Annotated in this window: 28 protein-coding genes; 18 read left to right on the top strand and 10 right to left on the bottom strand. The window is 70.4% G+C overall.

The features are described 5' to 3' along the window. Positions 1–56: 56 nt before the first annotated feature. From HND91_RS09030 to HND91_RS09020, 3 genes are all read right to left on the bottom strand, one after another. Positions 57–512: a phage holin family protein gene (locus HND91_RS09030; protein ID WP_181706233.1), complete on the bottom strand. Its 456-nt coding sequence runs from the start codon at positions 510–512 to the stop codon at positions 57–59. A 4-nt stretch (positions 513–516) separates the two neighbouring features. Then, the gene (locus tag HND91_RS09025) at positions 517–882 is read right to left on the bottom strand and encodes a glycine zipper domain-containing protein (RefSeq protein ID WP_181706232.1); all 366 of its coding nucleotides are present in this window, start codon (positions 880–882) and stop codon (positions 517–519) included. A gap of 253 nt (positions 883–1135) precedes the next feature. Beyond that, positions 1136–3538, bottom strand: a complete 2403-nt coding sequence (locus HND91_RS09020) for a methyl-accepting chemotaxis protein (protein ID WP_181706231.1) — start codon at positions 3536–3538, stop codon at positions 1136–1138. Positions 3539–3786: 248 nt separating this feature from the next. Here HND91_RS09020 and HND91_RS09015 point away from each other — a divergent pair, with 248 nt between their 5' ends. Further along, positions 3787–4692: a pirin family protein gene (locus HND91_RS09015; RefSeq protein ID WP_181706230.1), complete on the top strand. Its 906-nt coding sequence runs from the start codon at positions 3787–3789 to the stop codon at positions 4690–4692. 111 nt (positions 4693–4803) lie between these two features. Continuing rightward, positions 4804–5991 carry a lytic murein transglycosylase gene (locus HND91_RS09010; RefSeq protein WP_246329377.1) on the top strand — a complete coding sequence of 396 codons (1188 nt, stop codon included), beginning with the start codon at positions 4804–4806 and terminating at the stop codon, positions 5989–5991. An 81-nt stretch (positions 5992–6072) separates the two neighbouring features. Here HND91_RS09010 and treY read toward each other — a convergent pair whose 3' ends face one another. Genes treY through glgA form a run of 3 tightly spaced genes read right to left on the bottom strand, consistent with a single transcriptional unit; the run spans position 6073 to position 10417 of the window. Continuing rightward, entirely contained in the window at positions 6073–8664 is a 2592-nt protein-coding gene (gene treY / locus HND91_RS09005; RefSeq protein ID WP_181706229.1) for a malto-oligosyltrehalose synthase, read from the bottom strand. Then, complete coding sequence (locus HND91_RS09000) at positions 8661–8939, bottom strand: early set domain-containing protein (RefSeq protein WP_181706228.1); 279 nt, start codon at positions 8937–8939, stop codon at positions 8661–8663. The genes treY and HND91_RS09000 overlap by 4 nt, the downstream gene beginning before the upstream one ends. 56 nt (positions 8940–8995) lie before the next feature. Beyond that, positions 8996–10417: a glycogen synthase GlgA gene (gene glgA, locus HND91_RS08995; RefSeq protein ID WP_181706227.1), complete on the bottom strand. Its 1422-nt coding sequence runs from the start codon at positions 10415–10417 to the stop codon at positions 8996–8998. 384 nt (positions 10418–10801) lie between these two features. Here glgA and HND91_RS08990 point away from each other — a divergent pair, with 384 nt between their 5' ends. Genes HND91_RS08990 through HND91_RS08980 form a run of 3 tightly spaced genes read left to right on the top strand, consistent with a single transcriptional unit; the run spans position 10802 to position 14007 of the window. Beyond that, complete coding sequence (locus tag HND91_RS08990; RefSeq protein WP_181706226.1) at positions 10802–12493, top strand: sensor histidine kinase; 1692 nt, start codon at positions 10802–10804, stop codon at positions 12491–12493. After that, positions 12494–12925: a response regulator gene (locus tag HND91_RS08985; protein WP_181706225.1), complete on the top strand. Its 432-nt coding sequence runs from the start codon at positions 12494–12496 to the stop codon at positions 12923–12925. Further along, entirely contained in the window at positions 12922–14007 is a 1086-nt protein-coding gene (locus HND91_RS08980; RefSeq protein ID WP_181706224.1) for a histidine kinase dimerization/phosphoacceptor domain -containing protein, read from the top strand. The genes HND91_RS08985 and HND91_RS08980 overlap by 4 nt, the downstream gene beginning before the upstream one ends. Positions 14008–14124: 117 nt before the next feature. On the opposite strand, the gene HND91_RS08975 is transcribed toward HND91_RS08980, so the two are convergent. Continuing rightward, on the bottom strand, positions 14125–14547 hold the full coding sequence (locus HND91_RS08975; protein ID WP_181706223.1) for a response regulator: 423 nt from the start codon (positions 14545–14547) through the stop codon (positions 14125–14127). A 706-nt stretch (positions 14548–15253) separates the two neighbouring features. Here HND91_RS08975 and glgX point away from each other — a divergent pair. From glgX to HND91_RS08945, 6 genes are all read left to right on the top strand, one after another. After that, positions 15254–17506 carry a glycogen debranching protein GlgX gene (gene glgX, locus HND91_RS08970; protein ID WP_181706222.1) on the top strand — a complete coding sequence of 751 codons (2253 nt, stop codon included), beginning with the start codon at positions 15254–15256 and terminating at the stop codon, positions 17504–17506. Then, positions 17506–17679 carry a hypothetical protein gene (locus HND91_RS08965; protein WP_181706221.1) on the top strand — a complete coding sequence of 58 codons (174 nt, stop codon included), beginning with the start codon at positions 17506–17508 and terminating at the stop codon, positions 17677–17679. The genes glgX and HND91_RS08965 overlap by 1 nt, the downstream gene beginning before the upstream one ends. A 13-nt stretch (positions 17680–17692) precedes the next feature. Further along, on the top strand, positions 17693–18535 hold the full coding sequence (locus HND91_RS08960; RefSeq protein ID WP_181706220.1) for a response regulator: 843 nt from the start codon (positions 17693–17695) through the stop codon (positions 18533–18535). A gap of 139 nt (positions 18536–18674) precedes the next feature. After that, on the top strand, positions 18675–19328 hold the full coding sequence (locus tag HND91_RS08955) for a PRC-barrel domain-containing protein (protein WP_181706219.1): 654 nt from the start codon (positions 18675–18677) through the stop codon (positions 19326–19328). Positions 19329–19578: 250 nt separating this feature from the next. Then, entirely contained in the window at positions 19579–19851 is a 273-nt protein-coding gene (locus tag HND91_RS08950) for a hypothetical protein (protein ID WP_181706218.1), read from the top strand. A gap of 81 nt (positions 19852–19932) precedes the next feature. Continuing rightward, on the top strand, positions 19933–20160 hold the full coding sequence (locus tag HND91_RS08945) for a DUF2934 domain-containing protein (protein WP_181706217.1): 228 nt from the start codon (positions 19933–19935) through the stop codon (positions 20158–20160). Positions 20161–20280: 120 nt separating this feature from the next. Here HND91_RS08945 and HND91_RS08940 read toward each other — a convergent pair whose 3' ends face one another. Both HND91_RS08940 and HND91_RS08935 read right to left on the bottom strand, forming a co-directional pair. Next, positions 20281–20823, bottom strand: coding sequence for a sigma-70 family RNA polymerase sigma factor (locus HND91_RS08940; protein ID WP_246329376.1), 543 nt, complete (start codon positions 20821–20823; stop codon positions 20281–20283). Between the two features lie 256 nt (positions 20824–21079). Continuing rightward, the gene (locus tag HND91_RS08935; protein ID WP_181706216.1) at positions 21080–21583 is read right to left on the bottom strand and encodes a ferritin-like domain-containing protein; all 504 of its coding nucleotides are present in this window, start codon (positions 21581–21583) and stop codon (positions 21080–21082) included. Positions 21584–21762: 179 nt separating this feature from the next. Between HND91_RS08935 and HND91_RS08930 the strand changes: the two genes are divergently transcribed. From HND91_RS08930 to HND91_RS08915, 4 genes are all read left to right on the top strand, one after another. Continuing rightward, entirely contained in the window at positions 21763–21975 is a 213-nt protein-coding gene (locus tag HND91_RS08930; protein WP_181706215.1) for a hypothetical protein, read from the top strand. Between the two features lie 82 nt (positions 21976–22057). After that, a complete protein-coding gene (locus HND91_RS08925) occupies positions 22058–22333 on the top strand; it encodes a hypothetical protein (RefSeq protein ID WP_181706214.1) in 276 nt (91 codons plus the stop codon). Positions 22334–22668: 335 nt separating this feature from the next. Continuing rightward, positions 22669–23076, top strand: a complete 408-nt coding sequence (locus HND91_RS08920; protein WP_181706213.1) for a hypothetical protein — start codon at positions 22669–22671, stop codon at positions 23074–23076. Next, complete coding sequence (locus HND91_RS08915; protein WP_181706212.1) at positions 23054–23365, top strand: hypothetical protein; 312 nt, start codon at positions 23054–23056, stop codon at positions 23363–23365. The genes HND91_RS08920 and HND91_RS08915 overlap by 23 nt, the downstream gene beginning before the upstream one ends. Before the next feature lie 72 nt (positions 23366–23437). Here HND91_RS08915 and HND91_RS08910 read toward each other — a convergent pair whose 3' ends face one another. Continuing rightward, the gene (locus HND91_RS08910; RefSeq protein WP_181706211.1) at positions 23438–23596 is read right to left on the bottom strand and encodes a DUF3309 family protein; all 159 of its coding nucleotides are present in this window, start codon (positions 23594–23596) and stop codon (positions 23438–23440) included. Positions 23597–23895: 299 nt separating this feature from the next. Here HND91_RS08910 and HND91_RS08905 point away from each other — a divergent pair, with 299 nt between their 5' ends. The 3 genes from HND91_RS08905 to HND91_RS08895 all read left to right on the top strand — a co-directional run bounded on the left by HND91_RS08905 (position 23896) and on the right by HND91_RS08895 (position 25673). After that, positions 23896–24309 (top strand): DUF2934 domain-containing protein, encoded by a 414-nt coding sequence (locus HND91_RS08905; protein ID WP_181706210.1) that lies wholly within the window; start codon positions 23896–23898, stop codon positions 24307–24309. Positions 24310–24760: 451 nt separating this feature from the next. Next, positions 24761–25246: a con-10 family general stress protein gene (locus HND91_RS08900; RefSeq protein WP_181706209.1), complete on the top strand. Its 486-nt coding sequence runs from the start codon at positions 24761–24763 to the stop codon at positions 25244–25246. 124 nt (positions 25247–25370) lie between these two features. Next, positions 25371–25673: a DUF2934 domain-containing protein gene (locus tag HND91_RS08895; RefSeq protein ID WP_181706208.1), complete on the top strand. Its 303-nt coding sequence runs from the start codon at positions 25371–25373 to the stop codon at positions 25671–25673. The last annotated feature ends 98 nt before the right edge of the window (positions 25674–25771 follow it).

The raw sequence follows: 25771 nt of genomic DNA, 5'->3' as shown, positions 1-25771 counted from the left end.
CGCAGAATGCCCTGACGTCCTGGACGCTCGACCATGGTCCTGCGCCGGCCCGCCGGTCAGCGGCGGGCGACGAAGAGCGCCGCCAGGAAGGCTGCTGCCGGCACCAGCAGCGCCTTCCTGGTGAGGAAGGGGCTGCGCCCGGCCGTGCGGCGGCGGAACGGCAGGGCGTCGTCCGCCGCGGCCTCGCCGGCCCGCGAGCCCGCCGCGGCGCCGGCCCCGAGGCCGCCCAGCATGGCGAGCGCCCCGGGTCCGGTCGAACGTTGGCGCCTGATGGACGAGCGCACCATCTGAAGGACGCCCGCGATGAGGCCGAACACGACGGCGACGATCAGGCAGGCCCAGATGGGTCCGACCGCCCGGGAAAGGGCGATCACGATGGCGGCGACGAGGAAGCCCGCCGCCGCCAGGCCGACCACGGCCATGGCGACGCCGAGCACCAGGGACCGGACGGCCCGCTCGGCCGATTGCTTGGCCTGGGCGAGGGCAAGGGCGGAGACGAGCGGTCCCAGCATGAGGTCACCGCGAGCGTGAGATGAGGCCGATGATGTAGCCGACGCCGGCCGCGATCGCGACGGCGGCGAGCGGCCGTTCGCGGATGGTGCGCTCGGCTTCCGCCTCCAGCGCGCCGGCGCGGGCATAGGCCTCGTCGCGCAGCACGGCGCCCTGGCGGACGGCCTCCTCGGCATAGCCGGCGGCGCGCTCCTTGGCGGCCTCGTAACGGTTGGTGGCGATGTCGCCGACCAGCGACGACACGCGCGTCAGCTCGCGGCGGAGTTCGGCGAGTTCATCCTGCAGGCGGCGGGTGTCGGCGTCGGCGCTCGTGCCGGTACCGGTGACGGCGGCCGATTCGGTGCCGCGGTTGATGGGGCCGGTGTTGGCCATGTGCGTATCCCTCTTTGCGTCGGTGGCGACGCAGGGATGAACACAAAGGCCGGCGGATTGTTCCGGAGCTTCGGCTTGGCCATTAGGCGCGCCGTCCAGGTGGCCCGCCGGGGCAGCCTGGAGCGCTTTCCGACCTGACGACAATGTCAGGTTGATAAGACATCGCTCCAGCTTGAATAAGCTGAAGCATTCTCTCGGCGATCAAGTCGTGCAACTTGATCGGAGAATGCTCCAGCACCGGCGGGATCGCCTGTCAGGCGGCTGCGACGCCCCTGAGGAAGCCGCCGATCGCGGCCTTCAGCTCGTCGGCGGTGGCCCGCATGCCGGCAGAGGCCTTCTGGACCGCTTCCGCGCTTTCGGACGTCTCCTCGACGGCGGTGTTGAGGTCGTCCATGTCGGCCACGACGCGGGAGGTGCCGGCGGCCGCGTGGTGGACGTTGGAGGAGATCTCCACCGTGGCCGAACCCTGCTGGGCGACGGCCGCGGAAATCTCCGCCGTGCGCCGGTCGATCTCCTGCATGGTCTCGACGATCGCCTCGATGGCGCCGACCGCGTCGGCCGTGGAGGTTTGGATGGCCGCCACCTGGGTGGCGATCTCCTCCGTGGCCTTGGCGGTCTGCCCCGCCAGGCTCTTCACCTCGCCGGCGACGACCGAGAAGCCGCGCCCGGCCTCGCCGGCCCGGGCCGCCTCGATGGTGGCGTTGAGGGCGAGCAGGTTCGTCTGTTCGGCGATGGACGAGATGAGCTTTACCACGTCGCCGATCCGCGTCGCGGCGTTCGAGAGGGCCTCCACCTGCTCGTTGGTGCGGGCCGCCCGCGACCGGGCCGCCTCCACGATCGACATGGTCCGCTGGACGTCGGACGAGATCGCCTCGATGGAGGCGGACAGTTCCTCCGACGCGCTCGCCACGGTCTGGACGTTGACGGACGCCTCCTCGGAGGCGTTCCGCGCCGACACGGCCCGGGCGGCCGTGGCGGACGCGATGCCGCCGAGCCGGTCCGCGGTCGCCTGCAAGGCCGCTCCGCTGGCCCCGACGGAGCCGAGCAGGTCCTCCGCCTGCTCCTCGAACCGGCGGACGAGGGCCTCGACGGTCTGCTGCCGGGCCTCGCGCGCCTCGCGGTCCCGGGCGGCGTCGGCCTCCAGCCGCTGGCGCTCCAGGGCGTTGTCGCGGAACACCGCCACGGCGCGGCTCATGTCGCCGATCTCGTCACGCCGCCGCTCGCCGGCGAGCGCGATGTCGGTGTCGCCGGCGGCGAGACGTTCCATGGCGCCCGTCAGGGTGCGGAGCGGGCGGGGGATCATCAGCACGAGGGCGGTGCCGATCAGAAGGCTGAGCACAACGGCCGCGCCGAGCGCCGCGCCGATGCCCGTGACGGCCGCCGTCCGATCGGCGGCGGCGGCGGCCTTTTCGAGGGCGGCGAGCTGGGTGAGGACGGCGGACGCGCGGGCGAGGTCGCTGTTCACCGCCTGCAGGCTCGCCTCTGCGGCCTTGTCGGCGACGAGAAGCGCGTCGGCGTCGGCGATCACCGCGTCGAGATGCGGCCGCACCATGGTCGACAGGCCGGCGATCTCCGGCACGGCGGCCGCGTCGGTGGAGACGACGTCGGCGATCTGGCGCACCTGGTCCACCTGGGCGCCGAGGCTGGCGCGGGTCTCCGCAGTGCGCGTGGTGGCGTGCAGGAGGGCGTCGAGCACGAGCTTCTGGCTCGCGGCGGCATATTTGCTGGCGCCGTCCACGATCCCCTTTCGGGCGACGGCGAGCCCGTCGGCGGTGGCCGCGCCGTCGAGGGCGCCGACGAGCGCGGCGGTCGCGGTGATGCGAAGGCCGGCGGCCGCCGTCTCCACCCGCGCGAGGGTTCCGGCGGCGGCCAGACGGGCGAGGACATCGCCGGAGCCGGCGCGGCCGAGCGCGTCCTTGGCCGATGCGATCAGCGCCTCGGTCTCCTTCAGGTCGTCGGCCGCGGAACCGGCGACGGCGCGCGCCTTGCGGACCGCCTTGCCGGCCGCGGGGCCGTAGCCCTCCAGGGCGGCGGCATCCGCCGGATCCTCGGGTCCGACCAGACGGACCGCGAGGGATCGGCTGGCGGTCTCGATCTCGGTCGCCGCGGCGACCAGGCGGGCCGCGCTCTTCACCGCGTCCCGGGCGACCTGATCCTTGCGGCTGCCGTCCCGGTCGAAACGGGTCGCGGCGTCGGACAGGGCGACGCTCGCCCGCTGGGCGGCCGCGGCGGCGTCCTCCATTGCGTTGGTGGCGCGGATCAGGTCGGCGCGGGCTGTGCCCGCCTCCTCGGTCCGCGCCTTCAGGGCGCTGACGGAGCTCGCCGCCAGGTCGAGCATGCGCATCTCCTCGGCGTTCGGCATCAGGGCGCGAAGCTGGTCGAGGCGCACCGCCTGCTCCCGAATGGCGAGGTCGATGCCGCGCGCCAGGGCGGCGTCCGGCGCCATGGCGAAACGGTTCACGTCGGTCGCCAGCTTCTGGAGCCCGCTCACGCTGTCGGTGGTGCGCGCGGTCCGCTCCATGCGGGTCTGGAGACCGTCGACGAAGTGGAGGCCGGTCATTCCGACGGCGGCGCCGAGCGCCAGGATCGGCACGAAGGACGACACGATCTTGGTCGTCGTCCGGCGATCCGCAATCCAGCCGGTGATCCAGCGCATGTTCGGCCACTCCACGTCATTCAGGCGACCATACGATGTGTAATATGCAGGAGTGTGTATTTGCTTAAAGCAAACGTATTTCGGACGACCGCGCGACCCCATTCTGCGCCGCGCGGCTTTCGCAGGCCTTGGGGCGAGCAGGTATTGGCCACGAGCCGTGAACAATACGTGCACCGGATCGGGCTCCAGACGACGGCGGCGGACCGACCTATCTTGGTGTCAGACCCGCAACGAGCGAGGAGCCCGCCATGACGCCGACCGACGAGCGGTCCAGCCTGCCCCAGCCCAACCCGGCCATCGAGACGGTGATCGTCCCGCGGGCCCGCGACCTCGGCGGCTTCGAGGTGCGCCGAGCCCTGCCCGCCGCCGGCCGGCGCATGGTCGGGCCCTTCGTCTTCCTCGACCAGATGGGGCCGGCGGAATTCATCACCGGCCAGGGCATCGACGTGCGACCGCACCCGCACATCGGCCTCGCCACGGTCACCTACCTCTACCAGGGCGAGATCATGCACAGGGACAGCCTCGGCACCGAGCTGCCGATCCGCCCGGGCGACGTGAACTGGATGACCGCCGGGCGCGGCATCACCCATTCGGAGCGGACGAGCCCCGCCCTGAAGGCGTCGGGAAGCTCCCTGTTCGGCATCCAGTCCTGGGTCGCGCTGCCGAAGGCCCACGAGGAGACGGCGCCCGCCTTCGCCCACGTGGGCAAGGCCGACCTGCCGGCCCTGGAAGCGGAAGGCAAGAAGGTGCGGATGATCGCCGGCTCGCTCTGGGGCCTCACCTCGCCGGTGGAGACGCTGCACGAGACCATCTATGCGGACGCCATCCTGTCCGCCGGCGCGAGCCTGCCGATCCCGGCCACCCACGAGGAGCGGGCGATCTACACACTCTCCGGCACGGTGACCATCGCCGGCGACGCGTTCGGGCCGGGGCGGCTCCTGGTGTTCCGGCCGGGCGACGCCATCACGGTGACGGCGGCGGAGGACGCTCGCGTGCTCGTGCTCGGCGGCGAGCCGATGGACGGCCCGCGCCACATCTGGTGGAACTTCGTCTCCTCCGACCCGGACCGGATCGAGGCCGCCAAGGCCGCCTGGAAGGCCGGCGCCTTCCCGAAGGTGCCGGGCGACGGCGAGTTCATCCCGCTGCCGGCCTGACCGCGAAGCCCCGGTCGAGGCGCCCGCCGGCCTTGGAACGGCGGGCCGCCTCGGTCTATGGTCCGCCGGGGCTATGGAACAGCCGGGATTCGGGACACGATGATGAAGCGGATGGTGCGATGCTCAGCGGCGGCGGCCGCGCTGACCTTCGGCGTCTTGACGGCGCCGGCCCTGGCGAGGTGCGGCAACGGCAGCGACTTCGGGCCATGGCTGCGGGACTTCAAGGAGGAGGCCGTCGCTTCCGGCATCTCGCCCGGCACCGTGGAGACGGCGCTCGCCGGCGTCACCTTCGACAAGTCGGTCATCTCCAAGGACCGCGGCCAGGGCGTCTTCTCCCAGACCTTTCTGGAGTTCGCCGGCCGCATGGTCGCCTCCTACCGGTTGCAGACCGGCGCCGCGCAGATCAAGAAGCAGCGCGCCCTGTTCGAGCGCATCGAGCGCGACTTCGGCGTGCCCGCCCCGGTGATCGTGGCGGTCTGGGGCCTGGAGACGGACTTCGGCGCCAACACCGGCGACATGAACACGCTGCGTTCGCTGGCGACGCTCGCCCACGACTGCCGACGGCCGGAGATGTTCCGCGAGGAACTTCTCGACGCCCTCAGGATCATCGAGCGCGGCGACCTGTCCGCGTCGGAGATGCGGGGCGCCTGGGCGGGCGAACTCGGCCAGACCCAGTTCCTGGCCACCAACTACCTGCGCTACGGCATCGACTACGACGGCGACGGCCGCAGCAACCTGATCCGCTCCGTGCCGGACGTGCTCGGCTCGACGGCCAACTACCTCGCCCAGCTCGGCTGGCGCCGGGGCGAGCCGTGGCTGCGGGAGGTCGACGTTCCAACCACCATGCCGTGGGAACAGGCGGACCTGTCCATCAAGCATGCCACGGCCGACTGGGAGGCGGCGGGCGTGCGCGCCGCCGACGGCAAGCCGCTGCCCAACCTTCCGGCGTCGCTCTACCTGCCCATGGGGCGGAACGGACCGGCCTTCCTGTCCTTTCACAACTTCGACGTCTATCTGGAATGGAACGAGTCCCTCGTCTACGCGACGACGGCCGCCTACTTCGCCACGCGCCTCGCCGGCGCCGGACCGGTGGGCAAGGGCAACGGGCCGGTGGACGCCCTCTCGGCGGCGGAATTGAAGCAGGTGCAGCAGGCGCTCGCGGCGCGCGGGATCGATCCGGGCCCGATCGACGGCAAGCTCGGCCGCAAGACGCGCACGGCGACCCGGCAGGTCCAGCTGCAGCTCGGCCTGCCGGCCGACGGCTGGCCGGACCACGCGCTCCTCGCCGCCCTGCGATAAGGATCGGCGGACGGCAGGAGGCTCGCGGCACGCCATTCCCGCCAGGCCCGGTCCCGGAACTTCGTCGCTCGGAGCGTCGCCTCAGTCGTGGGCGATGGAGATCACCACGGCGGACAGGGAGCTGCGGCCGATCCGCAGCAGCCGGCCCTCCGCCCGGATCTCCCGCGCGCCCACGATCGGCCGCCACCGGGCCTGGGGCAGGGAGCCCACGTCCACCACCACGGTGCCGGCTGTCGGGCCAGCGCCGCGCACCGGCACCACCACAACGAGGCTCTCGCCGTCGTAGCGGCGCGCGAAGGCGATCACGTCGTCGGCGCCCATCACCGGCAGGGGCGCGTAGTCGCCCTTGAGGAAGACGTCCGGATAGGTCCGTCGCACGCCGAGAAGAGTCGCGATCAGGTGCTGCTTGGCTCGGCCGGGCGGATCGTCCTCCGGCCCCTTGGTCTCCAGCGCCGCCTGCCGGATCTCGAAATCCACCGGGCGACGGTTGTCCGGGTCGACGAGAACGTACTCGTAGAACTCCGAGCCGCGATAGACGTCCGGAACGCCCGGGATGGTCAGCTGAAGCGCGGTCTGGGCGAGGCTGTTGCGTCGCCCCGCCTCGTCGGCCGTCGCCAGGAGGTCCTGGAGCTCGCGCCGGAATGGCGCGCCCGCCTCGCCCTCCACGAGCGCTGTCGCGAAGTCGAGGGTGGCGGCCTCGTAGGCCTCGTTCTGGTCGATCCAGGTGGTGTGCCGCTTTGCCTCCCGCAGGGCCTTCGTGAGGTATTCGCGCACCCGGTCCGCGCTCACCGGCCAGACCCCGAACAGGGTCTGGTAGACGAGCGACTCGTCGGCCGCGTCCGGTGCCATGCCGCCGCGCGGCAGCGGCCTGCGCAGGTCCGCGTGGCGGGCGCGCCAGCGATGAGCCAGTTGCAGCCAGGTCTCGGCGATCTCCGACAGCACGTTGAGGCGAGCCCGCGTGTCGGCGCCGCGTTTGGTGTCGTGGGTGGAGAGCGGCGTCAGCGAGGTGAGCCCCCTGGCCGCCGTCGCCTGCAGGGTCTTGTGGAAGACCTCCGGCGACAGATAGGGCCGGGCCAGATGGCTGCCGACCTCGTTGACGGAGGCGAGCGCCACGTTGCGGTAGAGTTCCGTGTCCTCGTAGCCCTTGGCCATGGCCGGACCGGACAGTTGCTGGAACCGGCGGATGAAGCCCCGGGATTCCTCGTCGCGCGCGCCCTCCAGGATCACCTGCACGAGGAAGCTCAGCGCCCGCTTGCCGCCCCGCCTCAGGTCCGGGCGGGCGGCCTCCACGGCCGCCTGCAGGTAGGCCCGGTCCCGGTCGCCGGCGGTGTCCGTCACATAGGTCCGGTAGACCGGCAGGGCGGCGATCAGCCCGGTCAGGATTTCCCGCATGGTGCGCAGCCGCACCGGGTGGCCGCGGTGCCGGCAGAGGTCTGCGCCGAGGCGGGACAGGACGTCCAGCTCGGCCGAGAACGACCGCTCCAGGATCTCGGCCTTGGCGCTTCGGATCCGCTCCTCCACGCTGCCCTCGATCCCGTTCGCCGCCGCGTCCCGGGCGAGGAGGTCGTAGCCGACCGGGTCCACGAAGAGGCCGTTGACGAGGTTCAGCGTCTCGTATCCGGTCGTCCCCTCCACCGGCCAGTCGGGCAGCGGCTCGTCCTCGCCGAGGATCTTCTCCACGTGGAGGGTGACGTCGGGGCCGACCGCCTCTCGCAGGCGCCGACAGTAGGCCGCCGGATCGGCGAGGCCGTCGATGTGGTCCACCCGGAGCCCGTCCAGGATGCCCTCGCGGATCAGCGCGAGCGGCAGCCGGTGGACGGCGTCGAATACCACCGGCTCCTCCACGCGGAGCCCCGCGAGTTCGTTCACGTCGAAGAAGCGGCGGTAGTTGATCCGCTCCGCGCCCTCGCGCCAGTGCATCAGCAGGTAGTGCTGGGAGCCGGCGATCTGCGCCATGCGGGACGGCTCGGCCGCCGCCCGGACGGCCTGAAGGACCGTGTCGTCGGCGAGTGCTTCCGAGAGGGCCTCGCGCCGGGCCCGCCGGCCCGAGGTGGCCGCCCGGATGGATTCCAGCTCCGCCCACTGGTCGCCGATGACGGCGAGGTCGTCGCGCCCGGTCGCCGCAGCGGCGTCGCGGATGAGCCGGCCGATGGTCTCCGGCCGGAGCGGCAGTCGGTGGTCCTCGAACGTCAGGTAGACGCGCCCGGACTTGCGGTCGGGCAGGAGGCCGAACCGGCCGGCCTCGGCCACCTCCTCCAGGGTGCCGTCCAGGATCGGCAGGATGAGCGGCCCGCTCCCCCAGTCGATGTCGAAGAAGCGGGCGTTGCGGGACCGCCGACCGAACTCCAGCACGTCCTGCCAACGGGCGTTGCCGGTGCCGCCGACGCCGGCGTGGTTCGGCACGATGTCGGCGATGAGGCCCATTCCGGCGCCCTTCAGGGCCGCCGACAGGCGCCTGAGGCCCTCGATCCCGCCGAGCTCCGGATTGACGGCGTCGTGGTCCACCACGTCATAGCCGTGCTGGGACCCGGTCCGCGCCCGGAAGATGGGCGAGGCGTAGAGGTGGCTGACGCCGAGGTTCTTCCAGTAGGGCACCAGCCGTTCGGCGTCGGCGAAGGTGAACTCGCGGGTGAACTGCACCCGATAGGTGCCGGTGAGCGGGATTTTCGTCATAGGCCGGACCATACCGCCGCGGACCACGGCCCCAGGCCGAGACCGGCGCCCCCGCGCGTGACCAGGCCGGTGTCGGCGGCCGGCTCGCCGAAGAGGTCGGCCGCCGGCTCGCGCACGTCGCGCCCGTCCACCCGGAAGGCGTGGTCCGTCCCGGGAGCCACCCCCGCGACCACGACCTTGGAAAAGCCGGTCCCGTCCCGCTCCTCAAGCTGGGAGTCGGACCCGAGCAGAAGCTCCACCGTCGCGGCGTCGGGCGCGTGGAGCCGAAACTCCACTCCGCCTCCCTGCGGCGATGGTCCGAACAACGCATGCATCTGCAACGCAACTCCTGTCATTCACCGGACCGCGCGCGGGCGAGGGCCCGGCGGTAGATGTCCACATAGGCGGCGGCCGAGGCGGACCAGCTGAAATCGCGGCTCTGGGCCTCCCGGCGCATGCGTTTCAGCCGCGTCTCCTCGCCATGGGCCGCGAAGGCGCGCAGCACCGCCCGCTTGAGCGCGAGAGGCGAATAGTCGTGGTAGAGAAACCCGGTGGTGCCGTCCTCGATGGTGTCTGCGAGGCCGCCGGTCGCATAGGCGATCGGCAGGCTGCCGTAGCGCTGGGCATACATCTGGGTAAGGCCGCAGGGCTCGAACCGGGACGGCATGAGGAAGAAGTCGCTGCCGGCGAACACCCGGTGGGCGAGCGGTTCGGCATAGCCGATGAAGGCACCGACGCGGCCGCGGAAGCGCTTGGCGAGGTCGACGAGACGGCGCTCGAAGTCGGGCCTTCCTTCGCCCAGGATGGCGAGCTGGCCGCCGTTCTCCACCACGGTGCGGCTCACCTCGCCGAGCGCGTCCACTCCCTTCTGCGGGTCTATGCGCGCCACGAAACCGAACAGCGGCCCGTCGGAAGGCTCCAGGCAGAAGCCGGTGCGCACGTTGCGGGCCTCGTGCCGGCGGTTCGGACGACGGGCGGGCCGGTCCGGGTCGTTGTCGTTGGCCGGAAAGCCGTCCTCGATCCCGTTCAGGATCCCGGTGAGCCGGCCTTCGTCCGACAGGCCGGACAGGAGGCCGTGGAGCCCGCAGCCGAGCCGCTCGCCGGTGATCTCCCGCGCGTAGGTGGGCGATACGGTCGTCACATGGTCGGCATAGAAGAGGCCGCTCTTGATGAAGGACAGCCGACCGTGGAACTCCACCCCGTTGAGGCCGAAGGCTTCGGGCGGAATACCGAGGGAGCCCATCCGTTCAGGCGAGAACAGCCCCTGATGGGCCAGGTTGTGGACGGTGAAGACGGTCGGCAGCCGCGCGCCGAACCAGCGCAGGTAGCCGAGCGACAGGGCGGTCGGCCAGTCGTGGGCGTGGATGACGTCCGGCACCCAGCCGGGTTCGGCGCCGTCCATGGCCACTTGGGCCGCCGCGAGGCCGAGCCGGGCGAAGCGGATGTCGTTGTCGACCCATTCGGCCGACCGTTGGTCCGTGTAGGCGCCGCCGGAGCGCTCGTAGAGCTCGGGGCAGACCACGAGGTAGACCGGAACGCCGCCGCGCGTGACGGCCTTCTCGATGCGGCAGGGAGGGACGTCGTTGAGGCCGGGCAGCCAGCGGACCACGACGCGCGCCGTGAGGCTCGCCAGCACGGACGGGTAGGCCGGCATGAGGACGCGGACGCCGAGCCCCCGGACCTGGAGGGCGCGCGGCAGCGATGCGGACACTTCGCCGAGCCCGCCCACCTTGGCAAGGCCCGCCATCTCGCTTGTCACGAAGAGAACGTTCATCTCAAGCCCCGCGGACGCCTCGGACACGGACCGGGTCGGGTCCCGGCACCCTTCCTGGGCGGGTCCTGGTCGCAAGCGGGAACCGGCCATGCAAAGAATTGTTCCGCCGATGCCGCACCTGCGTCCGCAAGTTGACCCGAGGCCGCCGCAATCGGGCGGGTCCCAACCGCCACATCGCGCGCCTCGCCTCGTTTCCGCCGCATCCCTGGACGAGGACCTGCGATGTCCGGAGGCTGGCGTGTCGCATAGAAATATGCATGCAATTTGCATGAATAGATCCATGGACGCACGCCGTCTCGACCGGCTTCGTGGCCGGCGGTCGCCGCCGTGCCGGCTCACAGGGTTTGGATCGATGGGAGACCGACAGATGGGGGATGGATCGATTTGGCCCGACGCGACGACGCCGTGACCAACCCCGCGCCCGCCCGCGGCAGTGCCCTGCACCGGGCGCTCGACACCATGCCCCAGATGGTCTGGTCGACCCGGCCGGACGGCCACCACGACTATTTCAACCGCCGCTGGTACGAATTCACCGGGGTTCCGCAGGGGTCCACGGACGGGGCGGGCTGGAACGGGATCTTCCACCCGGACGAGCAGGACCTGGCCTGGGAGCGGTGGCGCCATTCCCTGGCGACCGGCGAGCTCTACGAGATCGAGTACCGCCTCCGTCGGCATGATGGCGTGTACCGGTGGGTGCTCGGTCGGGCGATGCCGGTTCGCGACGCGGAAGGCCGGATCGAGCGCTGGTACGGGACCTGCACGGACATCGACGACCTCAAGGCGGTGGAGCAGCGGCTCAACCGGTCCGAGAAGCGCTTCCGGTCGCTCGTGGAGGCCACCGACGCCGTGGTCTGGACCGCCCGCCCGGATGGCGGCTTCGACACCGAGCAGCCACGCTGGACGGCGTTCACCGGCCAGCCCTTCGAGGCGTTGAAAGGATGGGGATGGCTCGCGGCGGTCCATCCCGACGACCGGTCGCTCACCGCCCAGATCTGGTCGAAGGCGCTCCTCACCCGCAGCCTCTACGCGGTGGAGCACCGGCTGCGCCGTCGCGACGGCGTCTACCGCTCCATGCTGGTCCGCGCCACGCCCCTCGTCGGCGCCGACGGCGAGGTGGAGGAATGGGTCGGGATCCACACCGACGTGACCGGCCTGAAGGACGCGGAAGCGTCGCTGCGGCGGCTCAACGAGACTCTGGAGACCAAGGTCGAGCGGCGCACCACGGAACTTGTCAGGGCCCGGACCGCCCTGGAGGCGGCCAACCGCGACCTGGAGGGCGCGGTGCGGGCCCGGACCGCGGACCTTCAGCAGGCGAACGAGGAGATCAAGCGCTTCGCCTACATCGTCGGCCACGACCTGCGCGCCCCGCTCGTCAACATCATGGGGTTCACGAGCGAACTGGAGACGGCGCGCGACGAACTCGGCCGCTTCTACGCCAAGGCGCGCGAGACGGCGCCCGACCTGGCGTCGCCGAGCCTCGACGCGCTCTTCCGGGAGGAGTTCGACGAGGCGATCGGCTTCATCCGCTCGTCCACCGAGAAGATGGATCGCCTGATCAACGCCATCCTGACCCTGTCGCGGGCCGAGCGGCGGGTGCTGACGCCGGAGCCTGTCGCCATGGCGGCCTTCCTCGCCCAGGTGAAGGCGGGCGTCGCCCACCAGGCGGCGGCTGTGGGGGCGACGATCGATATCGACCCCGCGGTGCCGGACATCGTGTCCGACCGCCTCGCGCTGGAGCAGGTCTTCGCCAACCTGGTGGAAAACGCGGTCAAGTATCTCTCGCCCGAGCGGCCGGGCCGCATCCGCCTGTCCGGCCGCCCCGACGGCGACCGGGTGGTCTACACGGTCAAGGACAACGGCCGCGGCATCGAGGAGAAGGACTTCGAACGGGTGTTCGAACTTTTTCGCCGCGCCGGCGTTCAGGACAAACCCGGCGAGGGCATCGGCCTCGCCCACGTCCGCGCGCTCGTGCGGAAACTGGGCGGGCGGATCACGGTCGCCTCCATCCACGGCGAGGGATCGACCTTCACCCTCGATCTGCCACGGCGGATCGCAGACCAGTTCCAGAGTTCCTGAATGACGATACAGCGGCCGGTCACGATCGTGATGATCGAGGACGACGACGGGCATGCCCGACTGATCGAGAAGAACATCCGGCGCGCCGGCGTGTGCAACGACATCCGCCACTTCGCCAGCGGCACGGCCGCCGTGGAGCACCTCTTCAACGGCGAGTCCATCGAGGAGAGGCCTATCCTGGTGCTCCTCGACCTGAACCTGCCCGACATGAGCGGCACCGACATCCTGGCCCGCATCAAGGCCGACCCGCGCATGCGCCGTGCGCCCGTCGTGGTGCTGACCACCACGGACGACCAGCGCGAGATCCAGCGTTGCTACGATCTCGGCTGCAACGTCTACATCACTAAGCCGGTGTCCTACGAAAGCTTCGCCCAGGCGATCCGCCAGCTCGGCCTCTTCCTCTCCGTGATGCAGATCCCGGAGGCACCGTGACGGCCGACGGCGCATCCCCGATCCGGCTCCTCTACATCGATGACGATCCGGCGCTCGGCCGTCTGGTCGGCCGGACCCTCGGCCGCCACGGCTACCATGTCGTGCCGGTGGAGAGCGGCGACCTCGGCCTCGCCCGGCTGACGTCCGAGCGCTTCGACGCCATCGCGCTCGACCACTTCATGCCCGACAGGGAAGGCCTGGACGTCCTCGCCGAGATCCAGGCGCTCGAAAGCCCGCCGCCGGTCATCTACGTGACCGGCGCCAACGAAGGCCGCATCGCCGTTTCGGCGCTGAAGGCCGGCGCGGCCGACTACGTGATAAAGGACGTGGGCGGCGTGTTCCTCGACCTCCTGCGCACCGCCGTGGAACAGGCGATCGAGGCCGTGCGGCTGCGCCAGCTGAAGGAGGCCGCGGAGGCGGAGATGCGCGACGCCCGCGCCCGCGCCGAGATGCTGCTGCGCGAGGTCAACCACCGGGTGGCCAACAGTCTGCAGCTGGTGGCCTCGCTCGTGGCCATGCAGCAGCGGGGCGTGGACGATCCGGCCGCCCGGGCGGCGCTGGCGGAAACGCAGGGGCGCATCGCGGCGATCGCCCAGATCCACAAGCGGCTCTACACGTCCAAGGACGTGAGCGCGGTGGAGATGGACAGCTACATGCACGGCCTCGTGGCCGAACTGGAGGCCGCCATGTCGGCGTCCGGACGGGCTCACCGGCTGACCCTTCTGGCCGACCCGGTCCGGATCCCGACCGACCAGGCCGTCTCGGTGGGCGTGGTGGTGGCCGAACTGGTCACCAACGCCTACAAGTACGCCTACCCGGACGGAACGGGCGAGATCCGCGTCTCGCTCACCCGCGGCGACGACGCGCTGGTGCTTGCCGTCGAGGATGACGGGGTCGGCATCCGAGGCGGGGAGGGCGCGCGAAGCGGGTCCGGGCTCGGCATGCGGGTGGTCCGCGCCATGCTGGACACGCTGAAGTCCGCCGCCACGATCGACCCGGCGCACCGGGGTACCCGAGTGGTGATGCGCATGCCGCTTCCAGACGAACACGAGGTGAGCGAGGCCGTGGCCGCGCAGGCCTGAGCCCCGGGACCCGCGTCCGCCTGTCCACGATCGAAGTCGCGGCCGCATCCGTCCGGAATGCGAGAAGCGGCCTCATGGGCCGCTTCGGGAAACCGCCGTCGTTTCGGCCCAGGTGGCTCAGAGCGCCGCGACGGACGCCTCGGCCGCGTCCTGGCGGTAGCCGGCGCGGCCGCGCTTGGCGCCGGAGCGCGCGAGCGGCGCCAGGATCTTGCCGAGCACCTCCGCCGGAACCGGCTTCTGGACGAACACGAATTCCGTGTCCCCCATGGCGTCCGCCGGCGGGATGCTGCCGGAAACGATGACCGTGCGGATACCGAACTGCTCGCTGAGAAGACGGGCGACGGTGAGGCCGGTCTCGCCATCGGACAGGGTGGTGTCCACGAGCGCGATGTCGATCGGGAAGCTGTGGCTGAGCTCCAGGGCGCCCTGCAGGCAACGGGCCGGGCCGATCGGCGTGCATCCGGACTCCCAGACGATGTCCTGCAGATCCAGGGCGAAGATCGGGTCGTCTTCCACGATGAGCACGTTCGGGGTCGCCATCTGCGTCTCCAATTGGAAAATCCGGAAGCTCTGTTTCGAAAAGAAATTCAGTGACCTAAGGATCGGAGCAACCAACGTGCCAGCATGGCCCACGGTTCCGCTCCGGCCATCGGCCGCCTGTCGCCAAGGTTAAAGGTGGGCTGCGAAACACCCGGCCCGGGGCGTTCGGGGCCGGCGGACATGTATGGCCGTGATGCTAAGCCGCAGCGCGGCGAAGGCGAAATGAGACCTAAGGATTACCGTGGGCGAGGGAACCCCAGGCAACATCGTGAATCGCGGGTTGTCGGACACGAGCAAAAGCGCCTGCATTCCCGGTTCGAAACGCTGCGCCAAGGCTTCTTGAAGCAACGAAATCCCGCTCCGGGACGGTTTTTCTCGGTCTGAACGCTCGTCTCGTCTCGCGGCGGCGGACGAGCGGTCTTGGCAGCTGCTGGCAAAGCTCCGCATATCTGCGCCATGCACTTGGCGAATGGCAGCCATGCCGCGGCGCGGCATGGTGCGGTGTCCCGATGGTCGGCCGAGCGCTTCTGCCACCCGCGACTGCAACCCAGACCGTCGGCGGAACGATCCAGAGCACGGGGACGTTACCCCCCGGCGATGCGGCTGACCCCTCGTGCGACCGCCCGCCGGCGCTGCCGGGCGGGATGCGGGAGCGAGGCCTTCCCGAGGGGAATTCGTCGTCGCTACCCAGGGCAGAGGAGCGGACATGACGGACGTCGTCCCAGTACAGACTCTCGTACCAACGCCGGCGGTTCACCGGCGCGGCCGGTCGATCCGCTCGGGACGTCCCTATCCCCTCGGCGCCACGCCCGACCAGGACGGCACCAACTTCGCCATCTTCTCCGACCACGCCGAGCGCGTCACCCTCTGCCTCTACGACGACCGGGGCCGCCACGAGATCGACCGCATAGACCTGGAGGAGTGCACCAACGGCGTCTGGCACGGCTATATGCCGGACATCCTGGAAGGCGCGGTCTACGGCTACCGGGTGGACGGTCCCTGGGCACCGGAATACGGCCACCGTTTCAACGCGAACAAGCTTCTGATCGATCCCTACGCCAAGGAGCTCGTCGGCGAGCTCACCTGGGACGATGCCCTCTACGGCTACACCATCGGCGCCGGCGACGACGCCGACCTCGTCAAGGACGAGCGCGACAGCGCCGCCTTCATCCCCAAGGCGCGCGTGGTCGCCGACCACCCGACGCGCCGCGTGGCGCCCGGCATCTCCTGGCCGAAGTCGATCATCTACGAGGCCCACGTGCGCGGCCTCACCATGCAGCACCCGAACGTGCCGGAGAAGCTGCGCGGGACATTCGCGGGGCTCGGCACCGATCCGGTCATCGACCACCTGAAGCGGATCGGCGTCACCGTCGTCGAACTGATGCCGGTGCACGCCTTCGCGCAGGACCGCCACCTGCTGGAACGGGGCCTGACGAACTACTGGGGCTACAACACCCTGTCCTTCTTCGCCCCGGAAGCCCGCTATCTCTCCAACGGCAACCGCAGCGAGATCCGCGAGACGGTCGACCGGCTCCATGACGCGGGCATCGAGGTGATCCTCGACGTGGTCTACAACCACACCTGCGAGGGCAATCACCTTGGCCCGACCCTGTCGTGGCGCGGCATCGACAACATGTCCTACTACCGGCTGATGCCGGACAACAAACGCTACTGCGACGACCTCACCGGCACCGGCAACGCCCTCGACACCAACCATCCGCGCGTCCTGCAGATGGTGCTCGACAGCCTGCGCCACTGGGTCGACACCTATCACGTGGACGGCTTCCGCTTCGATCTGGCGCTCACCCTGGGCCGCCGGCCGGACGGGTTCGACCCGCGCCACCCCTTCTTCCAGGCCATCCTGCAGGATCCGGTCCTGGGCAACCTCAAGCTCATCGCCGAACCGTGGGACGTGGGGCCGGGCGGCTACCAGCTCGGCAACTTCCCGGCCGGCTTCTCCGAGTGGAACGGCGACTTCCGCGACGTGGTGCGCGACTTCTGGGCCGGCACCAGCGGCATGCTGGGCGCCTTCGCGACCCGGTTCGCGGCGAGCCAGGACCTGTTCGGCGAAGGCCACCGCCGCCCGTGGTCGAGCGTGAACTTCGTCACCGCCCATGACGGCTACACCCTCCACGACCTCGTCACCTACCAGGAGAAGCACAACGAGGCGAACGGCGAGGGCAACAACGACGGTCATTCGGACAACCGCAGCTGGAACTGCGGCGTCGAGGGGGAGACGGACGACCCGGAGATCAACGCGATCCGCAGGCGGCAGAAGCGCAATCTCCTCGCCACCCTCTTCCTCAGCCAGGGCGTGCCGATGCTGCTCGCCGGCGACGAGATGGGCAACAGCCAGGGCGGCAACAACAACGCCTACTGCCAGGACAACGAGATCGGCTGGGTGGACTGGTCCAAGACCGACGAGGACCTGGTCGACTTCATCCGCACCCTGGCGGACCTGCGCCGGCGCCGCTCGGCCATCGCGCGGGCGGAGTTCCTGACCGGCGACCGCGGCAGCCGCGGCGTGCCGGACGTGGCCTGGTTCTCCTCGACCGGATCGAGGATGGCCTCCGACGAATGGTCCCAGCCGCACGTCAAGTGCCTCTCCGTGCGCCTCGCCCCGTCCCGTCCGCGCGAACCGTCGCTGCTCGTGATGCTGAACGGCGCGCCGGACGGCGTGGAGTTCGTGATCCCGAAAGGCAACCAGAACTGGCTCTGCCTCGTCGACACCGCCGACACCTGCCACGAGGATCCCAAGCGGGCCGGCGACAGCGTCGTCCTCGCCGGACGGTCGCTGCGCATCTACGAGGCCGAGATGGCCGTGCCGGAGACGAGCGCTCCCGAGAAGGCGTCGGGCGCCGGCGCCGAGGCGAAGCCCGGCGCGACTCCGGCAACGGCCGACGCCGAAAAGACGTCCCCCGAACCCCAGACCGCCATACCCGAACAGGAGCCGACCTGATGGCCGACCCTCTGCGCAACTCGACGCCTCCGACCCATGACGCCAGCCCGGAGAAGAACCCCACCGAAGCCCGGGGGGCCGCGCCGGCCAACCGCGTGCGCTGGGTGCTCGTCATCGGCATCGCCCTCGTGATCGTCGCCTTCTTCCTGGCCTACATCGGAACGCGGCCTTGAAGTCGGGCGTTGCATGACCCGAAGGGCGGCCGTCGGACGGCCGCCCGCCCCCTATCGCAGCGGCGACCTACCCATGGGCAGCATCGCCAGGCATGTGCCATATCTTCGCCGGTTCGCCCGCGCCCTCACCGGGTCGCGGACGCTCGGTGATACCTTCGTCAGCGAGACCCTGAAGGCGCTCATCGACGGCCGCGCCCGGATGGACCGGGCCGCGGATCCGCGGGTCGCCCTCTACAGCGCGTTCTTCCAGGTCTGGACGGTGATCAGCGGCGAGGTCGCGTCCGCCCCCGGCATCGGCGGCCACGTGATCGACCGTCGCCTCCAGGCGCTCGTGCCCGTCAACCGCCTGGTCTTCCTGCTCGCCACCATGGAAGGCTTCGACGTCCCGGACATGGCCGCCATCACCGGCATGAGGGCCGACGACATCCGCCGCTCCGTCGCGGACGCGGAGGCCGCCCTCGACCGCCAGTTCGACGCCCGGGTACTGATCATCGAGGACGACTGGTTCATCGCGTCGGACCTGAAGCGGATCGTGGAGTCCATGGGCCACGTGGTGGTCGGCATGGCGACGCGCCGCGACACCGCGATCGCCCAGGCGCGCATCCTGCGGCCGAGCCTCATCCTTTCCGACGTGCAGTTGGACCGCCAGGCGGGCGGCATCGAGGCGGTCATCGAGATCCAGAAGGCGTTCGCGGTGCCGGTGGTGTTCGTCACCGGCTACAGCGACCGGCTGCTCACCGGGGACGGCCCGGAGCCGACCTACGTGGTCGGCAAGCCCTATGACGAGGAGGCCCTGAAGGCCTTGATCTCCCAGGCGCTCTTCTTCGAGGCGGCGGCTCCGGTCCCGCTCGTCTGAGCTGTCCCGCGGCGCCGCGCAGATCGGCCGCCGGCGACGCCGCCGCCGGATCCGCCTCGGCGAAAGTTCGGAACAAACACTCTGGCCGGCCGCTTCTTTTTCCAGCGCCCCGCAGCGCTGGGATGGAAAGGAGAACACCATGAAGATGATGACCTCGATGTCCGCCGTTGCCCTTGTGGCCGCCCTGTCGGTCGGCGGCGCCATGGCGCAGGACACCTCGACCACCACCGGCCAGACCCCGCCGGCCCAGACCGACATGACGACCCCGCCGGCCACCACCACCCCGCCGGCCGCCACCACGACGCAGCCGCCGGTCGGCACCTCCGACACCGAGACGACGGCCGGCATGGCCGGCGCGGGCTCGGAGCAGTTCGTCGAGATGCAGCAGGAAGGCCAGTGGCTCGCCTCCAACCTCATGGGCGCGGATATCCGCGGCCAGAACGACGAGGAGATCGGTGACGTGAAGGACGTCGTCCTCGGACAGGACGGCACCCCGAGCGCCGTGGTGATCGGCGTCGGCGGTTTCCTCGGCATCGGCGAGAAGAACGTGGCCGTGCCGTTCGAGCGGCTGACCGTCAATCGCGAGGAAGGCGAGTCGGACGACGTCCAGATCGTGCTGCAGACCACCAAGGAGGAGCTGGAGCAGGCGCCGGCCTTCCGCACCCTGGAGGACGCCGAAGCCCAGGCATCGAGCGGCACGTCCGAAGGCGTCACCCCGTCCACCGGCGCGACCGGCACGAGCGACGCCGGCACCGGCGGCGGCATGACCACGCCCCCGGCCACGCAGGAGTGATCCGCCGCGGCCACCGGGCCGCGCGCAGGACGACGCAACAGGGAGCGCCCCGGCCGGCCGGTCGGGGCGTTTTCTGTTGCCGGCGCTCCAGGGCGGCGGTCTTCTAGGCCGACAAGCCGCCCCTTTTTGGCGGCCGGCCGAACAATGTGCCCGTCGCGCAGGTTCGGCGGGCAGGCGGAGAGGTCATGCCCGGCCTGATCCATGGTCCGTCGTGGATCGTATTCGCTCGGCGCGAACCAGGACCGGCTCGATGGCAACGGCCGACGACAAGCCCGACGACAAGATCATCCCTCTCGATCCCCGTCAGGCGGAGCTGGGAGAGGGACTGCGTCGCCTGTACCGTCCCCTGATCGAGGAACGCGTGCCCGAAGAGATCATGGCGCTGTCGCACACGCTGGAAGCAAAGCTGGCCGCTGCCGATCGGTGTCGGGCCAACGACGGCGAACGCGCCGCGTCTTCCGGTGCGCCGCAGGCGTCCGGCGGGACGCGCGCACCCGGCGACGGCCGCCCTTCGGACGATTGAGGCGCCCGAGCTCGAGCTCGTGGAACCTTTCGACCGCGGTGCCGTTGGGTCCCTCGGTTCAATGCAGGGGAGGATGATCCGATGACTGACCTTGAGGCCAAGATCCGCGAGCAGGCCTATGCGCTCTGGCTGGCGGAAGGCCAGCCCGACGGGCGGCACGAGCACCACTGGTCCGAAGCCCGCCGCATGGTGGACGACGTGCCCGAGGGCGCCGGTCTCGACGCCTCGCCCACGTTCGCGGCCTCGCCGGAGGTGGCTGCCGAGCAGAAGGCGAAGGCGAGCCGGGGCCGCAAGCGCGCGGCCCGCTGACCAGGCGCCTCGCCGGCTTCGCCATGACGTAGCCCGACCGACCGGCCGGGCCTTTTCGTGCGTCGGATGGCCGGCGCCGGACCCGGCGGCCGGGTCGGGCGCCTCGGTCGGCCGTGGTGATCAGGCGGCGAGGCCGCGCGCCGGCTCGTTGTCCTCCAGCAGCTCGGTCGGGGTCTCCGCCTCCAGATAGGACAGCATGCGGTTGCGGGCGCGGTTGAGCCGGCTCTTGATGGTGCCGACGGCGCAGCCGCAGATGACGGCCGCCTCCTCGTAGGAGATGCCGAGCACGCCGATCATCACCAGGACCTCGCGCTGATCCTCCGGCAGACGGTCGAGCGCCTCGCGCAGTTCCAGGCCGCGCACCGACCATTCCTGGCTCGGCAGAAGCATGCAGTCTTCCGAAACGCAGCCGGCGGCGCCCGGGTGTTCCCGGTTGGAGATCTTGATGTTCGTGTAGAAGGTGTTCCGGAGGATGGTGAACAGCCAGGACTTCAACGAGGTGCCCGGCTGGAACCGGTGGGAGTTGGCGATCCCCTTCATCAGGGTCTCCTGCACCAGGTCGTCGGCGTCCGTCGGATTTCGGACCAACGTGCGGGCGAAGGCGCGAAGGGCCGGGATGAGGGCGGCGATCTCGCTCTTGGCGTCCCACATCTGCTCGGTCATGTTCGGATCCACCCGCCGCTCGAAAAGGGATTGGTGGCCCAGGCCCGTGGGGCCGGGCGATGAAACGGCCGATCCTCCTCCTCCAGAGCGAACGGCGCTCTCCGGTAACGCCCGATTCACAGCTTCGTTCCTGTGGCGCCCGATGGACGGACGACGGACGGCAAAGGGCCCGGGCGGCGGTCGCCGCGCCGATGTGGCTTGCGACCGTCGCCCGGGCCCCGGACTGCGGCGCGGCCCGCCAAGGCCGCGCGCCGGATCAGGCCGCGTGGCTCTGCTGGAGGTAGCGGTTGGTGATCGTCGAGACGTTCTGGTCGAAGAAGGCGGCCGTGGCTTCCTCCTCCTTCAGGCTCTCGGTGAGCAGCCGGATGGCCTCCTGGTCGCCGAGGCTCTGGGCCATGGTGATCAGCGACTTGTAGGCGGCGATCTCGTAGGCCTCGAAGGCGAGGTCCGCGAAGGTGTTCTTCAAGACCTCGTCCTCGGCCGGAGCGTGACCGAGCGCAGCCATGTTGCCCATGAAGGACATGACGGTGTCCTTGAGGGCGGAATGGGACTCGCCGTAGCGGCCGAGGATCGTCTCGAGACGCTCGACCTGACGGTTCGTCTCTTCGGTGTGCTGGTTCAGGCGCGCGATGATCTCGGGATAGTCGGTCATCCGCTCCAACTGGCGGTTCATGATCTGGAGCGCTTGCTTCTCCAGGCCGTGCGCGTTGCGCAGGCCCACCACAAAGGCGTCACGGACTTTCGTATTCTCGGTCGCCATGATGGCCTCCTTCCGAGGTTGCGGATGCCCGTCCAACGGCGCTGGATCGCAACCGGTTCCTCAGGCACCGCCGGGAACCAACGCGGCAACCGGACGTATCCCACGCGGGGACGGTCCACCCGCCCGGCATGCCGGGCGAGACCAGGAGCGGCCCCGCCGTTCGCAACGAAGGGATGAGCATGCCGAAGCTGCGCGTCAGGATCGAGGAGATGGAGTATCGTCCGGAGGAGAAGATGCTCTGCATCCTGGCGACCAACGAGTATCACGAGATCGTGACCATCGAGATCGCCCCCGTCTACCCGCGCCAGCTCGCGGCCGACCTGGACTTCGTCTCCCGGCATCCGAACGCCCGTGTGGTTGTGGACGACCCTGACGGCGAGCGCACCGGCTGAGCCGGAACGAACCCCCTTCATGGGCCGTTGCATCCCTGACGAGGGCGCCGGACGTGCCGGCGGCCGCCAGGGACGAGATGCGATGAGCGGAAGCAACGGAACGGACCATCCCGGGCCCGTGTCGCCGGCGGAGGAGCCCCAGCGGCTCCACCGGGATCCGGCGTCGGTGGACGGACTGAAGCCCGACAAGCTGCGCGACCACGACGCGGCCGCCGAGGCCGGCGTGCGCTCCGAGACGGTCCCGAAGCCCTATTCGACCGAGCGGGAGAATTACGACAACCCGGCGATGGACAGCCCCACGGACGCGGACCAGCGCCGCGACGGGTCCGCCGGCACGGACGTCACCGGCGGACGTTAGAGAATTCTCCGGCCAGGTCGAACGGCCTGATCGACGAGAGACTGCTCAGAGGTATCGATCCGGAGCGATTTGTTGTTGACGGGACGGGTCCGTCAGGTCGGACAGCGCGCCAGCGCCGGCTCGTTCGCAAGGAAAAAGATTTGCGCCGCACCCCGGGAACATTCCCGTCCGGCCTGCCGTTCCGGATGCGATCGGCGCGGCCCGCCTGGATCGTGGGACCGGGTCGCCTTCCCTCCCCGGCTCCGCTGGAGCCGGCGCGCCGCGCCGATCGCAACGGCCCGACCGACGGCCGGGCGGCGAGAGGCGGGGCCACTTCGCTTGAAGGAGTTGGACCGATGCCCATCGACGACCGCAAGGGCCGCGACGGCCTGAAGGACAGGGGCGACACGTCCCCGTTGACCTCCGCGGCGCCGGGAGACGACGGCGTCCGCGGCGCCCCCTATGGCAATCAGGGCGCCCCGGAGGAGTTCGTCTACGGCGAGCCGAAGGGGCCGCGCCCCCCGCACTTCGAGATCCTGCCCAAGTCGGTGATCGAGGCGCCGCCGTCCGAACGCGCGCCGTCCGATCCGTCGCCGGAGCGTTACGAGGCGCCCGACCGGGAGACGCATGGCTTCGTCGGCGGATTGTCGACGCCGGAAACCTACCGGACCACCGGCGACCAGACGCCCGCCGAGGTTCGCAGGGACCTCCCCACCTTCCGCCGCGAGACGGAGGAGCGCGATGACGAGCGGACCGACCGCTGACAGCTGGCCGCCCGAGATCGAGGGTGCCCTGATTGCGCATCGCAAGCTTCTGGAGATCCTGATCGCCGTGCTGGCGAGTGGCCGGCCGGCCGGCGCCGACCCGATCGGCGAGATCGAACGCCGGCTCGGCTACCAGGACCAGCAGGAGGATCCCGGCTTCGAGCCCGACCGGGCCTTCGCGGTCGCCCGGGCGGCCGACGCCGAGATGGAGCGCCTGCTGCGGTCCGCGCGCGACATCATCGCCGCCGCCGACCGCCAGCCGAACGAGGCCCCGAGCAGCATCGCCTGACCTAAGCGGATCGATGATCGCCCTGCCGCCCGGCAGGGGAGGGGCCCGGTCCGGCGGACCGGGCCGCTTTCGTCAGAGCCGGCCCATCAGCGCCAGGATGATGACGATGATCAGGATGACGCCGATGACGCCGCCCGGGCCGTAGCCCCAGCCGCGGCTGTAGCCCCAGCTCGGGATCACGCCGATCAGGAGCAGGATCAGGATGATGATCAGGATGGTCGACAGGGTCATCGGACTGGACTCCGGTGGATGAATCGTCCGGCCCGCCGGGGCGGCGGACCTTGGCGGCCGCGGGGACCCGTGGAGGGTTCTCGCCGCGCGCCAGCGCTCTCCAACGGCAGCGGTCGAGCTTTTGTTCCCCCCAGAGAGCCGAACGGCGCGACGCCCCGCTCACTCGGGCCTGCTGGTGAACACCGGCGTCGCCGCGTTCAGCTGCGATGCAACCAAGGGGCTTGGCAGACCGGCCGGAAGCCGGAACAATGCCGGTCCGACCGTGTTCCCTTGCAACCGATTCCCCAGGAGGCATCCCCATGGTCGACGACACCGAACGCCGCGTCCGCGAGAAGGCCTATGAGCTTTGGGTGGCGGAAGGTCGGCCCGAGGGTCGTTCGGAGGCGCACTGGACTGAGGCGCGTGAGATCATCGCCCTCCAGGACGCCAACGACACCACGCTCGTTCCCCTCGACGAAACCCTGGAGGATCCGGTCGAGCCTCTGATCAGCATCGAGAACCAGGGTGAGTTCCCCGAGATCCGCGACCAGGGCGACGCGCCGGCCGGCCCGTCCACGGAGGCGGCCGCCGACGCCGGCCGGACCGACCAGCTGGTCGTGGAGGATGCCCCCAAACGCAAGCGACGGTCCCGCACGGTCGGCGTGGAAGGCACGACGGAGGCGCCGCCGGAGAAGCCGAAAGGTCGCCGCAAGGCCGCCTCGGCAGGCGCCTGACCCAGGCCCCCAGCCGAGGCGCACAACGGATCGGCGTTGGTTTTGAAAGCCGTCGCGGCCCCCGCGGCGGCTTCGGTCGTTTTCGGGATCGCCGTGCAATCGAGGGGATAACCGGAGCGCCGGAATCGCCGAAGCGGCGATGACCGCCCGGCGCCGGCTTCCCGTCTCGTCATCTTTCGCCCCTCATGGTCTCGAACCGTCGTCACTCTGCCGATTGAGCTTCTTCTTCGTCAAAAGAACCGAATGGAACATGAGGCTAAAAGTCGTCAGGGCGGTAACGAGATGTATTGGTGTTTCACTATATTCACAGCCGCACGGCCACGCTCAAGCTGCCGGCCGATTCTACGCTGATCCACGCTGCTTTTACGGGGAACAAAGCCGTCTACGTGGTGTTCCAAGTCCGAGCTGACGCCATGTGGCTCGTGAGCAGTTGGATCGGTGGAGATTGAGGATGGCTGACGAACGCAGGAAGTCCAATCGTGGCTTTGCGGCCATGGATGACGACAAACAGCGCGAGATCGCCCGCAAGGGCGGCGAAAGCGTTCCGCACGCGAAGCGGTCCTTCTCGCAGGACCGGTCGCTCGCCGCTGAGGCCGGCCGCAAGGGTGGCCAGAGCGTTCCGAACGAGAAGCGCTCCTTCTCGCAGGACCGCGAGCTGGCCGCCGCCGCCGGCCGCAAGGGCGGCCAGAGCGTGCCGGGCGAGAAGCGCTCCTTCGCGCGGGATCACTCGCTGGCCGCCGCCGCGGGCCGCAAGGGCGGCCAGGCCTCGCACGGCGCCGGCCGGTCCGGTGCCGCCGCCCCGGCCCGCCCCAAGGAGGACACCCGCCGCACCGCCGCGGCGCGGACCGACAGCGAGACCCGGACCGAGGAAGCCGGCTTCACCAAGCCGCGCAGCCGGTCGACGGCTGCCCGCAAGGGCGACCACGTGACCCACTGACGGCCCTTCGGCGGACCCCGACGGCCGCCGTTCACCCCTGTGGCGAAAACGGGGCCTTGTCGGGAACGGATGGCGGGAGCGCGTTGTTTTCCTCCTGCCCAGACGTTTCAACCGAGGATGCCCCATGACAAGCACCACCGACCGGGAGGCTCGCATACGCGAACGGGCCCACCGGATCTGGGAAAGCGAAGGACGACCGGACGATCGCGCCGAGGTGCACTGGAGCATCGCGGCCCGGATCGTGGACGAGGAGGACGCGGCCGTCGTCACCAGCGAGAGTGACGCCGTCGATGAAGGAAGCATCGAGAGCTTCCCGGCCAGCGATCCGCCCGCCATCGTCCAGCCCATCACTTCCGTGAAGGCCGATGATACGGCCCAGCCGGCGAACGACGCCGCGCCGCCGCTCGCCCGCAAGCGTCGCCGCTGACCGCCGCAGCGCGAGCGAGTTTTTTCCGCGCCGACGGTTTCGACAGATCACCGCCCCGCCGACGGAGCCGTCGGCGGGGCGTTCGGCGTCGGAGCGAC

The sequence above is a fragment of the Chthonobacter rhizosphaerae genome (assembly GCF_013839525.1).
Taxonomy (GTDB): domain Bacteria; phylum Pseudomonadota; class Alphaproteobacteria; order Rhizobiales; family Pleomorphomonadaceae; genus Chthonobacter; species Chthonobacter rhizosphaerae.
Note: the sequence above shows the minus strand (reverse complement) of the source record. Positions and strands in the feature narration are given on the sequence as shown.